The organism is Virgibacillus alimentarius (assembly GCF_000709085.1).
Lineage (GTDB): Bacteria > Bacillota > Bacilli > Bacillales > Amphibacillaceae > Virgibacillus_B > Virgibacillus_B alimentarius.
In genome coordinates this window covers 25827-43442 of record NZ_JFBD01000009.1, presented here as the reverse complement: position 1 = coordinate 43442, position 17616 = coordinate 25827, and the positions used below count along the sequence as shown (strand labels likewise).

At 38.1% G+C, this 17616-nt stretch carries 14 protein-coding genes; 12 read left to right on the top strand and 2 right to left on the bottom strand.

What is annotated here, in order from left to right; all coding sequences use genetic code 11:
- The first annotated feature begins 233 nt into the window (after positions 1–233).
- The 4 genes from GZ63_RS0101810 to GZ63_RS0101795 all read left to right on the top strand — a co-directional run bounded on the left by GZ63_RS0101810 (position 234) and on the right by GZ63_RS0101795 (position 6586).
- Complete coding sequence (locus GZ63_RS0101810; protein WP_029266293.1) at positions 234–1580, top strand: aminotransferase; 1347 nt, start codon at positions 234–236, stop codon at positions 1578–1580.
- Positions 1581–1634: 54 nt separating this feature from the next.
- The gene (locus GZ63_RS0101805) at positions 1635–2573 is read left to right on the top strand and encodes a selenium metabolism-associated LysR family transcriptional regulator (protein WP_029266291.1); all 939 of its coding nucleotides are present in this window, start codon (positions 1635–1637) and stop codon (positions 2571–2573) included.
- Between the two features lie 43 nt (positions 2574–2616).
- A complete protein-coding gene (xsc, locus tag GZ63_RS0101800) occupies positions 2617–4392 on the top strand; it encodes a sulfoacetaldehyde acetyltransferase (RefSeq protein WP_029266289.1) in 1776 nt (591 codons plus the stop codon).
- 262 nt (positions 4393–4654) lie between these two features.
- Positions 4655–6586 (top strand): LTA synthase family protein, encoded by a 1932-nt coding sequence (locus GZ63_RS0101795; RefSeq protein ID WP_029266287.1) that lies wholly within the window; start codon positions 4655–4657, stop codon positions 6584–6586.
- 94 nt (positions 6587–6680) lie between these two features.
- Here GZ63_RS0101795 and GZ63_RS0101790 read toward each other — a convergent pair whose 3' ends face one another.
- Positions 6681–8213: an APC family permease gene (locus GZ63_RS0101790; protein ID WP_051681352.1), complete on the bottom strand. Its 1533-nt coding sequence runs from the start codon at positions 8211–8213 to the stop codon at positions 6681–6683.
- Positions 8214–8474: 261 nt separating this feature from the next.
- On the opposite strand from GZ63_RS0101790, the gene GZ63_RS0101785 reads away from it, so the two are divergent.
- Positions 8475–9677, top strand: coding sequence for an MFS transporter (locus GZ63_RS0101785; protein WP_029266283.1), 1203 nt, complete (start codon positions 8475–8477; stop codon positions 9675–9677).
- A 96-nt stretch (positions 9678–9773) separates the two neighbouring features.
- Here the strand turns inward: GZ63_RS0101785 and GZ63_RS0101780 are convergent, their stop codons facing one another.
- Positions 9774–11426, bottom strand: a complete 1653-nt coding sequence (locus GZ63_RS0101780; RefSeq protein WP_029266281.1) for an SLC13 family permease — start codon at positions 11424–11426, stop codon at positions 9774–9776.
- Positions 11427–11600: 174 nt separating this feature from the next.
- Between GZ63_RS0101780 and pxpB the strand changes: the two genes are divergently transcribed.
- From pxpB to GZ63_RS0101745, 7 genes are all read left to right on the top strand, one after another.
- Positions 11601–12338: a 5-oxoprolinase subunit PxpB gene (gene pxpB / locus GZ63_RS0101775; protein WP_029266278.1), complete on the top strand. Its 738-nt coding sequence runs from the start codon at positions 11601–11603 to the stop codon at positions 12336–12338.
- Between the two features lie 97 nt (positions 12339–12435).
- Positions 12436–13200: a 5-oxoprolinase subunit PxpA gene (locus GZ63_RS0101770; RefSeq protein ID WP_029266276.1), complete on the top strand. Its 765-nt coding sequence runs from the start codon at positions 12436–12438 to the stop codon at positions 13198–13200.
- A 52-nt stretch (positions 13201–13252) separates the two neighbouring features.
- A complete protein-coding gene (locus tag GZ63_RS0101765) occupies positions 13253–14194 on the top strand; it encodes a 5-oxoprolinase subunit C family protein (protein WP_029266274.1) in 942 nt (313 codons plus the stop codon).
- A gap of 203 nt (positions 14195–14397) precedes the next feature.
- Positions 14398–15144: a Cof-type HAD-IIB family hydrolase gene (locus tag GZ63_RS0101760; protein ID WP_029266272.1), complete on the top strand. Its 747-nt coding sequence runs from the start codon at positions 14398–14400 to the stop codon at positions 15142–15144.
- A gap of 60 nt (positions 15145–15204) precedes the next feature.
- On the top strand, positions 15205–15405 hold the full coding sequence (locus GZ63_RS0101755; RefSeq protein WP_390337360.1) for a cold-shock protein: 201 nt from the start codon (positions 15205–15207) through the stop codon (positions 15403–15405).
- A 270-nt stretch (positions 15406–15675) separates the two neighbouring features.
- The gene (gene exaC, locus GZ63_RS0101750; protein ID WP_029266268.1) at positions 15676–17196 is read left to right on the top strand and encodes an acetaldehyde dehydrogenase ExaC; all 1521 of its coding nucleotides are present in this window, start codon (positions 15676–15678) and stop codon (positions 17194–17196) included.
- Between the two features lie 35 nt (positions 17197–17231).
- A complete protein-coding gene (locus tag GZ63_RS0101745) occupies positions 17232–17597 on the top strand; it encodes a DUF779 domain-containing protein (protein ID WP_029266266.1) in 366 nt (121 codons plus the stop codon).
- The last annotated feature ends 19 nt before the right edge of the window (positions 17598–17616 follow it).

Here is a 17616-nt window from a genome sequence, read left to right as displayed (position 1 = left end):
ATTTTCATTTATTTTAAAATTTCTTGAGAAATAAAAAAGTAGATAACATGAGTTTCAGCTGTACTGCAGTTTTAATGTTAGTAAGCCTCATGAATTATCGCAAAAGTAAATGAAAGCGATTTCCTCTATGGGAATTTGTTGTCTTCGATTCGAATGAAACCAGTTTCTATTACTTAAGCTTTACCTGAGAAAATTTATGGGGGTACTTAATAAATGAAATGGGGGATTGAATGATGAAGACTGAAAGAGAAGTAGGGAGTGCAGTATCTCAAGATAAGTTATGGAACGCAATGCATCGATACGATCCAAAAGGAAAGAATACAATAGCCGCATCAGGAGAAGGATCATGGTTTGTGGATGAAAAAGGAAATAAATATTTAGATGGTGTTTCTGGATTATGGTGCTTGAATTTAGGGCATGGCCGGCAAGAAATTATAGATGCTGCAGCTGAACAGATGAAAAGTCTTTCTTATTTTCCGTTAACAATGAGTCACCAGCCAGCTGTGAAATTAGCGGGGAAAATTAGTGAATTATTAGGCGCAGATTATCAAACGTTTTTTTCAAATAGTGGTTCAGAAGCGAATGAAACTGCATTTAAGATTGCTAAGCAATACCATATTCAAACTGGAAATCCAGGAAAATATAAAATAATTTCACGGTATCGCGCCTACCATGGTTCAACACTAGGTGCCTTAAGTGCAACAGCGCAAGCAAATCGCCGCGTGAAATATCCTAGTGCACCAGGATTTTTACATGTCTATCCACCGTACAGTTACCGTTCTATTTTTAATGGATCTCCGGAAGAAACAGACCTAAAAGCAGCGCAATTAGTTGAAGAAATGATTAATTGGGAAGGAGAAGAAACAGTTTCAGCATTCATCATGGAACCATTTATCTCTGGCGGTGGTGTTCTTATCCCATCGATGAAGTATATTCAACGTGTCGCTGAAATTTGTAAAAAATATAATGTACTACTCATTATGGACGAAGTGGTATCTGGATATGGCAGAACGGGCAAAATGTTTGGATTCATGCATGCTGAAGGAGTGCAGCCTGATATCGTTACAATGGCGAAAGGACTAACGAGTGGGTATTTGCCATTAGGTGCAACGGCGGTAAAATCTGAAATCTATGATGTGTTTAAAGAACAGGGAAAGGATAACCATTTCCGTCATGTATCCACTTACGGCGGACATCCGGCAGCATGTGCAGTCGCTTTAAAAAATATTGAAATCATTGAAAAGGAAAAAATTATTGACCGTGTCGATCGGTTAGGTAAATCGAAACTTAGTAAGTTTAAACAATTGGAGGAACACGAAAATGTAGGTGAGGTACGTCAAGTAGGGTTTTTAATTGGATTGGAAATGGTGACAGATAAAAAATTTAAAACGCCGCTTGATGATGCAACGATAGGAAAAGTTCTGGGAGGATGCAAAAAAAGAGGACTAATCATTGGTAAAAATGGGGATACCGTTCCGGGAAAAAATAATGTGATTATCATTGCTCCACCACTTTCAAGCACAGAAGAAGATTTAGATTTTGTAGTAAATACGGTTACATCTGTCATTCACAGTCTATAAATGGAAACTTTATCATCACATAAAATTGGTAGATCAAAGAGGATGGTCATGTAGATGAATTATGAACGGTTAAAAACATTTATAGCAGTTGCAGAGAGGAAAAGCTTTTCTGAAGCGGCCAAAATTTTATTTGTTACACAACCCACCATTACAGCACAAGTGAAGGCGTTGGAGGAAGAGTTGGATACGAAACTATTTGAACGCACAACAAAAAAAGTAGAAATGACACAATCTGCATCCATTTTATTAAAATACGCAAAAGAGATTGTTCATTTAAATGATGTAGCAAAAAAAGAAGTATTAAAAATAGAAGAGTTCATGTACGGGGATTTAAGTATTGGGTGCAGCCTTACTATTGGTGAGTATATTTTGCCTGAATTCTTAAAAAGACTAAAGGAAATGTATCCTTTAATAAATATGAGTGTAGATATTACAAATTCCAATAATATTGTGGAACATATGAAAGATCAATTGATTGATGTTGGTTTGGTGGAGACACCAATTGAAGATCCGAAGATGATATTTGAGCCATTTTGGGAAGATGAACTGCTTTTAATTGCTGCTCCGGATTATTTTTCTCAAGATGAGATAAGAATTTCCCATGATTTATTAAAAAGCACCCCGCTCATTATGAGAGAAAAAGGGTCTGGTACACGGTCTGTTCTTATGAATCACTTAAAAGATGCCGGAATTTCGATCAATGATTTGAATATCGTAATGGAATTAGGAAGTACGGAAGCGATTAAATCAGCGGTAGAAGCTGGGTTAGGGGTCTCTATTATTTCTAAGCATGCCATCAAAAAAGAGCAAAAGCTTCAATTACTTAAAGCATACACCATAAAAAATGTAACGTTTAATAGATATTTTTATATCGCTGTTCGAAAAGACCAAGTTTTAAAATCAACGGCAGATGTATTTGTTGAAGAGTTGAAAAAACTTAAACGCGAAAAAATGAAAAATACACTTATTCATCTTCCAGCAAGCAATTGTTGATGATGATAGATTGTTAACATTAGATTTTTAGGAGGTATGATGGATGGTAAAACAACAGGCAGAAATAAGAAAAGCAACAAATCAAAAGGTGAAAATGACGCCGAGTGAAGCTATTGTAGAAACATTGGTAGCAGAAAATGTGAAAGAAGTTTATGGGATTGTTGGTTCCGCATTTATGGATATGTTGGATCTATTCCCGACTGCTGGAATCAGGTTCTTACCGGTTCGGCATGAACAAAGCGCCGCACATATGGCAGATGCGTATACAAGAGTTTCAGGAGTTGCAGGGGTTGTTATTGGACAGAATGGACCGGGAATTACAAATATGGTCACTTCGGTTGCTGCTGCAAATCAAGCACATACACCGATGGTTGTGATTTCCCCATCTGCAGGAACACCTACAATTGGGTGGGATGGTTTCCAGGAAGCTGATCAAGTCTCAATTTTTGATGCGATTACGAAAGAAACGGTCCGTGTTACACATAAAAGCAGGGTTGCAGACTGTTTAAGAACGGCCTTCCGAATTGCTTATGCGGAACGTGGCCCTGTGCTGTTTGATATCCCGCGTGATTTATTTTACGGCGAACTGGAAGATCAAATACTAGAGCCGCATCAATATCGTGTTGATTCTAGAGGAAGTGGTGATCCTGCATCAATTAAGCAAGCTGTTGAATTATTAAAAGGAGCAAAGAATCCTGTTATTATTTCCGGACGAGGAGCAGTAGATTCGGACGGGGTTGACGCTGTTAAAAATATAGCAGAACATTTATCTGCACCAGTGGCTGTATCTTATATGCATAATGATGCTTTTCCAGCGGATCATCCTCTGGCAGTTGGGCCAATTGGTTACATGGGGTCTAAAGCAGCCATGTATACATTGAAGGAAGCAGATGTTGTCTTAGCAATTGGAACCCGCCTGTCTGTTTTTGGAACCCTGCCATGTTATGATATTGATTATTTCCCTAAAAATGCAAAGATCATTCAAGTTGATATTAATCCGCGTCATATCGCAAGAACACATCCAGTTGAAGTTGGAATTATTGGTGACGCTAAATCTACAAGTGATGAAATGTATCATCAATTGCAAGCTCTGCTGCCATCACCACAGGAGAATCGTGCTTGCCTGGAAAAGATCAGTAAAAGGAAAGAAGACTGGGAAAAAGAGTTAGTTGATTTAGCAATGAAGGATGGAAATCCAATTAATCCACGCCGAGCATTACTGGAGCTAACAAAGGCGTTACCAGAAAATGCGATTATTTCCACTGATATTGGAAATGTTTCATCAACAGCAAATGCTTATTTAAAATTCAACCAGACGAAACGCCATATTGCAGCATTAACATTTGGAAATACTGGGTTTGCATACCCTGCTGCTTTAGGGGCACAGCTGGCAGAGCCAAATTCTCCAGTCGCAGCTATTATAGGTGACGGCGCATGGGGCATGAGTCTGCATGAAGTAAGTACAGCAATCGAACAAGACATTCCGGTTATAGCCTGTGTATTTAATAATAAATCATGGGCAGCCGAGAAGAAAAACCAAGTTGATTATTATGACAATCGATTCATCGGTTCAGATATTGAAGCACCAGATTTTGCAGAAGTCGCTAAGTCGATGGGAGCACTTGGATATACAATCGACAAACCGGAGGACATAGCTTCTGTTATCGAAGAAGTTCTTAAAAAGCGCAAGCCAGCAGTCCTTAACATCTTTGTAGATGGTACGCAGCTTGCACCGCCATTTAGAAAAGATGCACTAAAAATGCCAACGCGGTTTTTAGATAAATACAAACATTTAGACCACGATGTCTGGGGAAAATAAGAAATGAGGCAAGTCCCTTTATTAGTTAACGCTGATAAAGGGACTTTTTTAAATGGAAGCTATGATTACTTAAAGTCACTTTTTAGATTTTATATGCATATATTAGGGTATTCGTTTTATAAAAGGTATTTAAAAGACAATTTCAAGACATTGATGAAGCTTTTTTGCGTATATATGATAAGTTAAGTAGATTTACATTTAGTAGCTTTGTTCGATAGGAAAAAATATCCCTTTCTGTTATTATTTATTTTGAGGTGGAAGCATGAAACAATGTCTATCCAGTAAATTAGGCTTCTTTTGGGCAGCTGTTATCCTCCTATGGATCAAAACGTTTATCGTTTATATGCTCGAGTTTAAACTAACTGTTTCGAATATTCTTCAATCGTTTTTACTGTTTTTTAATCCACTAAGTTCAGCGATCCTTTTTATAGGAATTATGCTATTTATAAAAGGAAAAAAGGCTGGATTATTTATGATAATTATAGATGCGATATTAAGCTTCGTCTTATATGCGAATGTTGTTTATCATCGTTTTAACAGTGATTTTATTACACTACCAACACTTACCCAAACAAGTAATTTTGGAAGTTTAGGCGGAAGCATTATGGATCTAGTTGCTTTTTATGATGTTGTATTTGCAGCTGATGTTATTTTCTTAATTATTTTATTCAACAAAACAAAGGCATATTGGCCTTCGGAAAGCCTGCCTGTACGTAAAACCCTGTTCATTTTATTTGCTGGTGTGGTTGCATTTGTCATTAACTTAGGTTTAGCAGAATTAGATCGACCTCAGTTGCTGAAACGTACATTTGACCGCAGTTATATCGTGAAATATTTAGGTACTTACAACTTTATGATCTATGATGCCATGCAAAGCTTAAAATCGACGACACAACGGGTTCTAGCAGATAGCAATGATATCACTACAGTTGCGAATTATACAAAGAATAAGTATGCCAAACCGAATGAAGTTTACTTTGGGAGAGGCAAAGGCAAAAATATCATCAAAATACATTTGGAGTCCTTCCAGTCATTTTTGATTGATTATAAATTACATGGTGAAGAAGTAACACCTTTCTTAAACTCGTTAGCAGATGAAAATAATAAGAACTTTACGTATTTTGATAACTTTTTCCATCAGACAGAGCAAGGAAAAACTGCTGATGCGGAATTGATTATGGATAATTCATTATTCGGATTACCCCAAGGCGCTGCTTTCGTTACAAAAGGAAATAATACGTTTCAATCCTTACCAGCCATTCTCGATCAACGACGAGGTTATACAAGTGCTGTCTTCCATGGTGATGATCGAACATTTTGGAACCGGGAGGAAATATATAAAGAAATGGGGATCGAGCATTTCTTTGATTCCAGTTATTATCATATGAGTGATGATCAAGTCATTAATTATGGTCTAAAAGATAAACCTTTTTTCGAAGAATCGATGCCAATGCTTAAGTCTCTAAAGGAGCCATTTTATGCTCACATGATTACATTGACACATCACCATCCGTTTTTAATCGATGATGAGGATGCAACGATTGATCCTGCAGAAACAGGTGACGGCTCCGTGGATCGATATTTTCAAACTGCTAGGTACATGGATGAAGCATTGGAGCAATTTTTTAATGAGTTAAAAGAAGCGGGACTATATGAAGATAGTATTATTATGATTTATGGAGATCATTATGGGATATCTGATAATCATAATCAGGCGATGAAAGAAATTATTGGAGAAGAAATTACCCCATTAAAAAATGCTGAATTGCAACGCGTTCCTTTTATGATACGTGTTCCAGGGGTTGAGGGCGAGGCAATCAATCATGAATACAGCGGGCAAATGGACGTAATGCCAACTTTGTTGCATATAATGGGGATTGATGCACAGGACTATATCCAATTCGGTACTGACTTGTTGTCAGAAGAGCATAAAGATTTTGTTTCCTTTCGTAATGGTGACTTTATGACTGAAAAATACAGTCATATAAATGGTGTGTTTTATGATCATGAAACGAAAAAAGAAATAACCGATATAACAAAAGAAATGGAAGAAACAAAGAAAAAGGTCTATCACGAGCTAGAGTTATCTGATAATGTTTTATATGGTGACTTATTACGATTCTATTCCCCAAATGATGACTGGGAACCAGTTGATGCAACCGAATATGACTATGGAAAAAGAAACAATAGATGAATGCTTATGATAGTTCTAGTTAGAGATGATTTTTTACAAAAGACTGGCTTATCGCTTGATGAGCCAGCATCTTTTGTATATCGCATATATCGCATCAAAGTTCATTATATATTTTCGTATTAGCTCCGCCTGGAATTTGTGGGAATGCCACCGATTCAGGTTTGGTAGTTGGTGACTCTTTTGGAACATTATAATCCCCTAAAATATAGTGGTCCATGTCTGCTTTAGAAATTTTGCTGTATTTTTTAAATCGAATAATGAAGAAAAGTGCTCCAAGACTTATCCAGATAAGTAATGCTATCCATGATGGAGCCCCAAGGAATCCGGGAGATCCGGGAACAACTAGTAGAAGAAAGAAAGCAATACTGGTGATAGTCCCGAGGAGAGAGAAAATTTTGCGACCAGGAGCAACGATCAAGACTTTTTCTGCATTTTTAGTCGCGTCTTCTGACCATGTAAATAATCGATAAGCAACAAAGCAAGCGTAAAAGTAGGCGATTGTCACACCAAGTGCAGACATATCAACAACCCATAATAATGCTTCACGTCCAAAAAATGGTGCAAACAACGTAAAGGCTAATGTGAATAAAATTCCAATATGCGGTGTTTTGTATTTGGGGTGTAATTTTCCAAATGCTTTTGGAAGTATTTTAGCTCTTCCCATTGCAAATAATAAGCGGCTTGTTGAGACATAAAAGCCGTTTAACCCTGTAAAGATCCCCATGATTAAAGCAAAGGAAAGCAACGTAACCCCCCAAACGCCATACGTGTTTTGAACAATGGCACCTGTCCCCCATACAGACCCAGCTTCAACTGCTGCTGTCCATGGCTGTCCAACTCCAGTAGCTATGATTGCAATGGAGTAGGCAAATCCCGCACAAAGCAATGCAAGAACAATTAATTTAAATGATTTTTTGGGAGAAAAATTAAATTCTTCAGCGGCTTGTGGAATATTGTCGAAGCCGATATATGCCCATGGCGAAATAGCAACAATGGCTACAATAGACGAAATCGCACCTACCCCAGGGTGGAAAGCGGGTTGTAAATGTGTAAATGAACTTGATGGATGTAAAATCATTCCTATCGTTAATAAAATTAAGCCAGCTAGGAGTGCGATACAAAATATAAATTGAGAGAAACCAGACAAGTCTGATCCGCGTATGTTTATGAAGGCAAATAAGATTAATGCAATACAAGCAGTAACAATTTCGCCAGCATAAACTTCCCAGCCGGCAATATTGTACATAAAGCCTCGTTCAATAACAGAAGGTAAAACAAATTTTCCAAGCAGTGCCAGTGCCGATGCATTAAGAGCAACAATCGATATATATCCAAGTGTTAGAAACCAGCCGCATAAAAATGCATGATATCTGCCTAATCCATAGTAAGCATAAGCAAATTCACCGCCGGAAACCGGAAGTTTCTCAACAAGAAATCCATAGCTGACACCGATAATAATCATCAAGATAGCACCAATTAAGAATCCAATAATCACACCTAATGGTCCAGCCATTGCCATCCAATCAACCGGTAAAACAAATACACCCCAGCCGATTGCTGAGCCAAAAGCGATTGCCCAAACCCAATGAGGCTTTAACGTTTTCTTTAATTCTTCACGTTTTGCCATATGATCGATTCTCCTTTATTTGTTTTTGTAAACGCTATCATTTCTGATCTGAAATTTAACTTGGTTGATTACTTTACATTTAACCATGGGAGTGTCCTTAAATCAATTCCACAGTGTGAATTTGAATTATCATAAAATTTTATTATGTATATGGATATTGTTTATAAACGTTTTAGATTGCGAATATACTAGATTTTTTCCATTAGACATTATAGGTATGATATATTTGTAGATATATTGATTTTATTGGAAGTGACTTATATGCAACAACAAAGATATACCATTCGAGATTTTTATTTTTGGAAAATAACAGTGTGTTTAGCATTGGCATCTTTCTTTATTTTCGCTTGCATGTATGCTGTTCAGCCATTACTTCCCGTGTTTGTGAAGGAGTTTGGGGTCTCGGTTTCTGAGTCAAGTTTAGCATTATCTTTGACAATTTTAGGTCTGATTATCGGACTTGTCGTTCTTGGATTTCTTTCAGATCGTTACGGGAGAACATTATTTATTAAACTTTCCTTAGCAGGGTCTGTTTTTCCTTTTCTTCTCCTTCCTGTAACGGAATCCTTCTTAATATTTCTTCTCCTTCGCCTGATGCAGGGCTTTGCACTGGCAGGGCTTCCTGCTGCAGCATTAGCGTATCTTAACGAAGAGATGGATAGAAAGAGTATAGGAGTAGCGACTGCACTTTACATTTCAAGCAATGCTCTTGGCGGGATGCTTGGGCGTGTGTTAACAGGATATATTACCGATCATTATTCATGGGAAAGTGCTTTTTACTTTTTAGGTATTCTTGGACTGATTATTTTAATAATGGTTTTCGTTATCTTGCCAAAATCCCGATTTTTTGAATCCTCGGCTGTTCCATTTACAAAAGATATAGAAGGATTTTTAATCCATTTGAAAAACCCGGCATTATTACTTATATTTGGATTGGGTATCGTTTTGCAGTTTTCTTTTACAGGAATCTGGACGTATCTTCCTTTTTATTTGGAAAAACCGCCATTTGGTCTGTCACTACAAGCCATTTCGTATACATTTTTTGCTTATGGATTAGGAGTTATTGGTTCTCCATTTGCAGGATGGATTGTCAATTTTTTCGGCTTAAGGAAGGTAAGAATAGCTGGTATTATTGTACTTTCTCTGGGCGTATTTATGACACTTGCTTCAACCGTTTGGATGATCGTGTTAGGTTTATGTGTTGCTTGCCTGGGGTTTTTTACAACGCATTCGTTAACCGCTGCATCTGTCAGTGATCAGGTTACACATCATAAAGGAAGTGCATCGAGTCTGTACCTTGTTGCTTATTATGTTGGGGTGGCATCAGGAAGCTCCGTTCTGAGTCCAATTTGGAGCTTCGCTGGTTGGAGAGGGATTGTTTGGTTTACAGGGATATTACCGATTATTTATCTTAGCTTTGTGACAATCATGTCAAGGAAACTGGAACGTAAGCAAGCTAGATAATTGTATTGAAAATTTTTTAAAAAAGAAAGTCTGCTAGGATTGAACGGTTTCTATCATAACGAACCGTCAAATCTAGCAGACTTTTTTTAGGTAAAGTTATTCTTTAAACATCTCTGGAACATGAGTCAGGTCAATGCCCCAAACAAGCGGAAGCAAGAAGTAAACAGCTAGTGTAACAAGGAAAATGCCAACAATATTTAATATAAACCCTGCTTTTACCATGTCTGGAATTCGTAAGTATCCAGAACCAAAAACGACAGCATTTGGCGGTGTTGCAACCGGAAGCATGAATGCACTGGATGCAGCGACCGCTGCAGCAATCATGACCGTATATGGATGCACACCTATTGCCATCGCTAGTGAGGCCATAATCGGATACATCATGGAACCAGTAGCTGTGTTGGATGTTATTTCCGTTAAGAAAATAACAAGACCGGATACAACAAGTAATACGACAAACAAATTAATCCCTTCAAGTGCACTTAATTGACTTCCTATCCATTCGGACAATCCTGAATCAACAAATCCGTCTGCAATCGCCAAGCCTCCGCCAAACAGGAGCAGAATTCCCCATGGAAGTTTTACGGCTGATTCCCAATCTAGTAAATGATCACCTTTTCTATTTTTAGCAGGAATAATAAATAAAATGATAGCAGCTATCATGGCAATCATCGCATCGTTAATATTTTCATTAATCACTTCTTCCAAAAAGAACGTACGTGAGATCCATGCGAAGGCTGCAAAAATAAATACAACAAAAACAGCTTTTTCTTCAAAAGAAGCTTTACCCAAACCTTTTTTCTCTTCCATAATAACGGTTCTGCCCCCAGGAAGCTGCTTTAATTTCAATGGGAAAGCAATCTTTATGAGATAGATCCAAACAAGTAAGATAAATAGCCAGGCAATTGGCACACCAAAAAGCATCCACGTTCCAAAGGAAATTTCAATTCCATATAGTTTTTCAACTGCTCCGGCAAGTAATGCGTTTGGCGGAGTTCCAATGAGAGTGGAGATTCCACCAATGGAAGCCGAATAGGCAATACCTAGCATTAATGCTTTTCCAAACCCAAAATTTTCCTTTGATGTATCAATGGAAGAATCATCTTTGAGTGCATCGGACACTTGATAAATAATTGCTAAACCAATTGGTACCATCATCATCGCTGTTGCGGTGTTGGAAATCCACATAGATAAAAATCCAGTTGCTACCATAAATCCAAGAATAATTCGATTGGTGTTTGTACCAATGATCGAAATAATTGATAGAGCAATCCGTTTATGCAGATTCCATTTTTCCATAGCTAATGCAATCATGAAACCACCCATAAATAAAAAGATGGTGTCATCACCATAAGCGGATGTAGTCGTTTCCATATCTAGTCCATTTGTTAATGGAAATAGAATAATAGGCAACAGGGAAGTAGCTGGGATCGGGATTGCTTCGGTCATCCACCAGATAGCAATCCATATCGTGCTTGCCAAAACTGCTAAACCTTCTTCTGATAAACCTTCAGGAGAGAAGTACGTCAAAGTTAAGAAGAAAAATAATGGCCCCGCTATCAATCCAATCCATTGAGCAGTGTTATAGCTGCGCTTATTGTTGTTCCCACCGTTCCTGGCAGTGTGCTCGGAAGTGCTAGCCTTCCCTCTATCTGTTCCCATTTTAGATGTATTTGGTTTCACAAAAAAACGCAGCAAATCTTTTACTTGGTCATGCTTATCCCATAACCAGTTCCAGGTCGTAATCAATTTTTTAACCCCCTACTACAACAAAATATAAAAGTTATTTATAATAATAGCCATAGAGTAATTTTACAGGAGATTTCATGATATGTCGAATACGCTTTCATTCAAATTATTCTTATATGTAAATGAAATTGTGCTATGATTTAATGAAGAGGTATTTATCAGGGGGGATATTCATTGCAGCAGTTTTCCATACAAGCACTTGGAGATACAGCGATTAAAATGAAGTTTTTTGAAAACGTTTCTCCTGAATTGAACAAAGCGATTCAGTTAGTTTGCCATAAGTTGGAACTTGCGCAGATTGATGGTGTGATCGAATGGGTTCCTGCATATGATTCGGTTACGATCTATTACTCACCGCTTGTTATTTTCTATGATCAGTTACGTCAAAAAATAACCGAATTAATGGAATGCAAAATGAATACGAGTAGAGTGAATTCCAGATTACTTTTCGTACCTGTATGTTACGGGGGAAATTTTGGGCCTGATTTGAACCGAGTGGCGGCATATAATCATTGCTCTATCGATGATGTTATCGATTTACATCAAAAGCCAAACTATCTTGTTTATATGCTTGGTTTTTTACCAGGATTTCCTTATTTAGGCGGATTAGATCCAGCTATTGCAACGCCTCGTCTGGAAACACCGCGCCCGGCTACTTTTGCTGGTGCAGTTGGAATTGCAAAAGAGCAAACAGGTATTTATCCATCTTCCTCACCAGGGGGCTGGAATATTATCGGTAAGACACCTCTGCAATTATTTCAAAAGCGCCAAGATAAGCATTCGTTTTTATTCCAAGCAGGGGATTATGTTCGTTTTTATTCGGTGTCTGAAAGTGAATTTTACAGTATACAGCAGCAAATAAAAGATGAAACATTTCATTTAAATGTTACATCGGTAAGGGATGATGCATGATAAAAAATTTAGATATGTGATTGTCATACTTCTAAAATGAATCAGAATAAATAGGCAGAAAATCAATGCCTAAATATACGATGCGAGGGGAGTGCGTATGTTCAAACAAATTGATTTAAATTGTGACATGGGTGAAAGCTTTGGGGCTTATACGATAGGTTCGGATGAAAAAATAATGGAATATATCACATCTGCCAATATTGCCTGTGGCGGACATGCGGGCGATCCAAATGTAATGAATAAGACAGTGAAATTGGCAAAAAAGAAAAACGTAGCAGTTGGTGCACACCCGGGATTTCCGGATATCGGAGGTTTTGGCAGGCGCATGATTGAATTTACACCTGAGGAAATTTATCATGTGATTGCTCACCAAATTGGTGGATTACAGGCATTTTGCAAAGTTCATCGGGTAACCATGCAGCATGTGAAACCGCATGGTGCATTATACAATAAAGCCAGTAAAGACCGGGGAGTGGCTAAAGCGATTGCTCAAGCAGTGTTCGATTTAAATCCAAAATTAGTATTATTTGGGTTGGCAGGAGGAGAGCTTCTTGATGCTGGTCGTAAAATAGGGTTACGTGTTGCTTCAGAAGTTTTTGCAGATCGTACGTATCAACCTGATGGAACGTTGACACCAAGGAGAGAAGAAAATGCATTGATAAAAAATGTCAATGATGCTGTGGCGCAAGTAAAACGAATGGTGTCAGATGGTGTTGTAGAAGCAATGAACGGTGATTTTGTAAAAATAAAAGCAGATACAGTTTGCATCCACGGAGATGGTATGCATGCAGTAACCTTTGCAAAACAAATGCGTGAAGAATTGGAAAAAGCACAAATAAGTATAGCATCGCTGAATAAATAGAGAATTGCAGTGATCGAAGTTGTAGTTCACCATGCAAAAAAGGAGTGTCTATATGCGGGGGGAAATTATTTTACATGTTCTCAAGCCTGGGGTTTACACCACCTTTCAAGATATGGGGCGTATTGGCTATCAGCGTTACGGTGTTCCAGTTTCCGGAGCGATGGATCCTTTCGCTCTTCAAGTTGCAAATATCCTGGTTGGAAATAAACGTAATACAGCTTGTTTAGAAGTAACGTTAGTTGGACCAAAGCTTGAAGTTCGTTCTCCCATTACAGTTGCGATTACGGGGGCTGATTTAGAGCCTAAAGTAAATGGACAAAACAAGGAAATGTGGACTTCCTTTCACTTGAAAAAGGGGGATATCCTCACCTTTGACAGTCATAAATCAGGTGTGAGAGCCTATATTGCTGTAGCTGGCGGCTTTGAAGCTCCAGCTTTCTTTGGAAGCAAGTCAACAGACATGAAAAGCGGATTTGGTACAGCACTAACTAAAAATGATACGTTAAAAGGTTTCCCGCAAAAAGTAAAATCTAGTGTAGGTGTAAAGAAGGACTTTATCCCGGTCTATAAAAAGAGCATTGATGTAGCGGTAGTTAAAGGACCCCACACGGATGCATTTACAAAAAAAGGAATAGAAAATTTTTTTCATACAAAGCATATTGTCGAAGCAAATTCCAACCGAATGGGATATCGGTTAAAGTCTGAAAAGATCGGATTAAAAAAAGACATTGACATATGGTCTGACGCAGTTCCTCCTGGGGGTATTCAGGTTCCCCCTAACGGACAGCCGATTATTTTAATGGCAGAACGGCAAACTACTGGGGGATATCCAAGAATTGGAACTGTTGTTTCAACAGATCTGGAAAAATTGGCACAACTTATACCTCAAGGAGAAATAACATTTCATTCTGTCTCAGTGGATGAAGCGCAGAAAAGGGCAGTCAAAAGGGAGAGATTTTTGTATGAACTAGCCATGTTCTATTCTTACATATAAAAGAATAAAATACGACAATAGCTTTATTGCTAGTGGAATGGAAATGTACAATCATTAGCAAATGGATGATAGACAAGAGAAAAAGAGACGAAACATACCGAAATAAGTCTGGTTATTTGTGATCGCAATTACAGTTAACGGTGCATCTCTGTTTTGCAAATAGCGAATGAATTAATATTTTACTGAAATGAGGAGATTACTGCATGACGGATAAGAAACAAGCGATTAAGCTGATTGCACTTGATATGGATGGGACATTATTAACGAGTGATGGTGAAATCACAACAGTTACTCGGGAAGCCATTGCAAATGCATTAGAACAAAACATTCACGTTGTATTAAGTACAGGCAGATGGTTTGGTAACTGTTATCCATTTGCTGAGTCACTCAACCTTACTTCCTATTTAGTTACTGCTAATGGGGGAGAAATTTGGACTGTAAATAAAAAATTAATTGAACGTCATTTACTAGATCCGGCTATGATGGAAAAAATGTGGGGACTTGCCAGCTTTTATGGTTTGAATACTTGGATCGTATCCACCGAAAAAGTATATTACAACGGGGAACGTCCAGAGGATTTCTATGCACATGAATGGTTGAAATTTGGTTGTGATGCTATGGATAAAAGAAAGCTCGATAAAGTAATTGAAGCTTTCTCTTACTATGATGCATTAGAATTAACCAATTCCTTACCGACAAATATTGAAGTAAACCCACTTGGAGTGAACAAAGCGACCGCACTAGAGAGGATAACCCAGGAGATCGGGATTACGATGGATAATGTATTAGCAGCTGGCGATAGTTTGAATGATATAAAAATGATTCAGCAAGCAGGTATTGGGGTTGCAATGGGAAATGCACAAGAAGCTATTAAAAAAGCAGCTGCTTATGTGACAGATACCAATGATCAAGATGGAGTTGCTAAAGCAATTAAGCGATTTGCGCTTTAAGAGGAAGTTGTCAGCCCCTTTCATTGTTGCACGTAAAGGAGTATAATAGAGGGAGTTACCATGAAAGGGGATGTTACCATGTCTTTTTCACGCGGTCCAAAAGAGCCTGTTGCAGAAGTAGATACCAAAGTATGGGCTTGTACGAATGATGAATGTCAAGGTTGGATGAGAGAATCATACTGTTTCGATTCAGAGCCTGAATGCCCGCTTTGCCACTCTTCTATGAAGCAGGAAATAAGGGTTTTACCAGAATTAAAATAAAGGGAAGTCCCTTCCAAAGTATGTTAAATGTCAGTTTAAAGGCATTTTTTTATTTAGATGAATTGTATGTTTACATCATTCGTCAATAAATATAGAATTTGCACTCACATTATCCGAAAATGGATGGTATAGCCATCCATTTTCGGATGTTTTTTGAGAGCAAATATGTTTAAGTGTCGGGAAGATGGTGGTATAATATAATTAGAATTTTCAGCTAGTTTTACATCGGAAAATGATAGCGTTTACAAAACATGGGAGGGATATATTTTTATGAGGTATTCAAGTCCAAATACAGACGGAGCTGTTGTGAACTTTAGGGATCGGTATGACAATTTTATTAACGGGGAATATCAACCTCCGTCCAGTGGAAAGTATTTTGAAAATATAAGTCCTGTAACTGGGAAAGTATTTTGTGAGATTGCTAGATCAACGAAAGAAGATGTGCAAGCTGCCGTAGATGCTGGTCATGCTGCACACGATAATTGGGCAAAAACTTCCGTTGCAGAACGTGCAAATATTTTAAATAAAATTGCTGACCGCATGGAAGACAATTTGGAAATGCTTGCAGTTGCAGAGACTTGGGATAATGGAAAAGCGGTACGAGAAACATTGGCAGCAGATTTACCATTAGCGGTGGACCATTTTCGTTATTTTGCCAGTGTAATCCGAGCCCAGGAAGGCGGAATCAGCCAAATTGATAATGATACGGTTGCATATCACTTTCATGAACCTTTAGGAGTAGTGGGGCAAATAATCCCTTGGAATTTCCCTATATTAATGGCGACGTGGAAATTAGCGCCTGCACTGGCTACAGGAAATTGTGTTGTTTTAAAACCGGCTGAGCAGACACCGGCATCCATTCATGTACTGCTGGAATTAATTCATGACTTATTGCCACCAGGTGTTTTAAATATCATTAATGGTTTTGGAGTAGAGGCAGGAAAACCTTTAGCATCCAATAGTGGTATTTCTAAAGTGGCATTCACTGGGGAGACAACAACAGGCCGATTGATTATGCAATATGCTTCTGAAAATATTATCCCTGTAACATTGGAACTTGGTGGAAAATCTCCAAACATTTTCTTTGAAGATGTGATGGATAAAGATGACGCGTTTTTAGATAAAGCAATTGAGGGAATGGTTATGTTTGCTTTAAATCAAGGAGAAGTTTGTACATGTCCTTCCCGAGCGCTTGTACATGAATCGATTTATGAGCGATTTATGGAGCGGGCAGTAGAAAGAGTGAAACAAATTCAAGTGGGTCATCCGTTGGATACGGAGACAATGATGGGTGCACAAGCCTCAGCAGAGCAGATGGAAAAAGTAAAGTCATATCTTGATATTGGTAAACAAGAAGGTGCTGAAGTGCTTGTAGGCGGTGGAATAAACAAACTAAACGGTGAACTAGAGACAGGTTATTATATTGAGCCGACAATTTTTGCAGGTAATAATAAAATGCGTGTTTTCCAGGAAGAAATTTTTGGACCGGTTTTATCTGTAACATCATTTAAAGATGATGCCGAAGCAATGGAAGTTGCTAATGATACGTTATATGGTTTAGGAGCAGGGATATGGACGCGCAACATAAATACTGCTTACCGTTTCGGACGTGGTATTCAGGCAGGGCGCGTATGGACGAATTGTTATCATCAATATCCTGCACATGCAGCGTTTGGTGGTTATAAAAAATCAGGTATTGGAAGAGAAAATCATTTAATGATGCTTGATCATTATCAGCAAACGAAAAATCTATTAATAAATTATAGTGAAGAGCCGACAGGTTTGTTCTAATGAAACAAGCTAGTTAGATAGAAAGGGTGTGAAAAATGGTTGAACGTGTTACAGCGACAGAAGAAGCTCTGACACTTATAAACACACTAAAAGAAATTCACGGCGATCTGATGTTTCATCAATCCGGGGGATGCTGTGATGGAAGTTCACCGATGTGTTATCCCCGCGGGGAATTTCGAATTGGAGATGCAGATATGCTACTTGGTGAAATAGGAAATACCCCTTTTTATATATCAAAAGATCAGTATGAATATTGGAAACACACGCAATTAGTCATTGATGCGGTTGATGGGCGCGGCGGAATGTTTTCATTAGAAGGGCCTGAAGGAAAACGCTTTTTGACCAGATCAAGAATATTTACAACACAAGAGCGAGAAGAACTGACAAAAGAGACTGAATAAATAAAATGGTCGTCAAATC

Coding starts and splice junctions, on each gene's coding strand:
- GZ63_RS0101810 (WP_029266293.1), top strand. CDS start 234: ATGAAGACTGAAAGAGAAGTAGGGAGTGCAGTATCTCAAGATAAGTTA.
- GZ63_RS0101805 (WP_029266291.1), top strand. CDS start 1,635: ATGAATTATGAACGGTTAAAAACATTTATAGCAGTTGCAGAGAGGAAA.
- xsc (WP_029266289.1), top strand. CDS start 2,617: ATGGTAAAACAACAGGCAGAAATAAGAAAAGCAACAAATCAAAAGGTG.
- GZ63_RS0101795 (WP_029266287.1), top strand. CDS start 4,655: ATGAAACAATGTCTATCCAGTAAATTAGGCTTCTTTTGGGCAGCTGTT.
- GZ63_RS0101790 (WP_051681352.1), bottom strand. CDS start 8,213: ATGGCAAAACGTGAAGAATTAAAGAAAACGTTAAAGCCTCATTGGGTT.
- GZ63_RS0101785 (WP_029266283.1), top strand. CDS start 8,475: ATGCAACAACAAAGATATACCATTCGAGATTTTTATTTTTGGAAAATA.
- GZ63_RS0101770 (WP_029266276.1), top strand. CDS start 12,436: ATGTTCAAACAAATTGATTTAAATTGTGACATGGGTGAAAGCTTTGGG.
- GZ63_RS0101765 (WP_029266274.1), top strand. CDS start 13,253: ATGCGGGGGGAAATTATTTTACATGTTCTCAAGCCTGGGGTTTACACC.
- GZ63_RS0101760 (WP_029266272.1), top strand. CDS start 14,398: ATGACGGATAAGAAACAAGCGATTAAGCTGATTGCACTTGATATGGAT.
- GZ63_RS0101755 (WP_390337360.1), top strand. CDS start 15,205: ATGAAAGGGGATGTTACCATGTCTTTTTCACGCGGTCCAAAAGAGCCT.
- exaC (WP_029266268.1), top strand. CDS start 15,676: ATGAGGTATTCAAGTCCAAATACAGACGGAGCTGTTGTGAACTTTAGG.
- GZ63_RS0101745 (WP_029266266.1), top strand. CDS start 17,232: ATGGTTGAACGTGTTACAGCGACAGAAGAAGCTCTGACACTTATAAAC.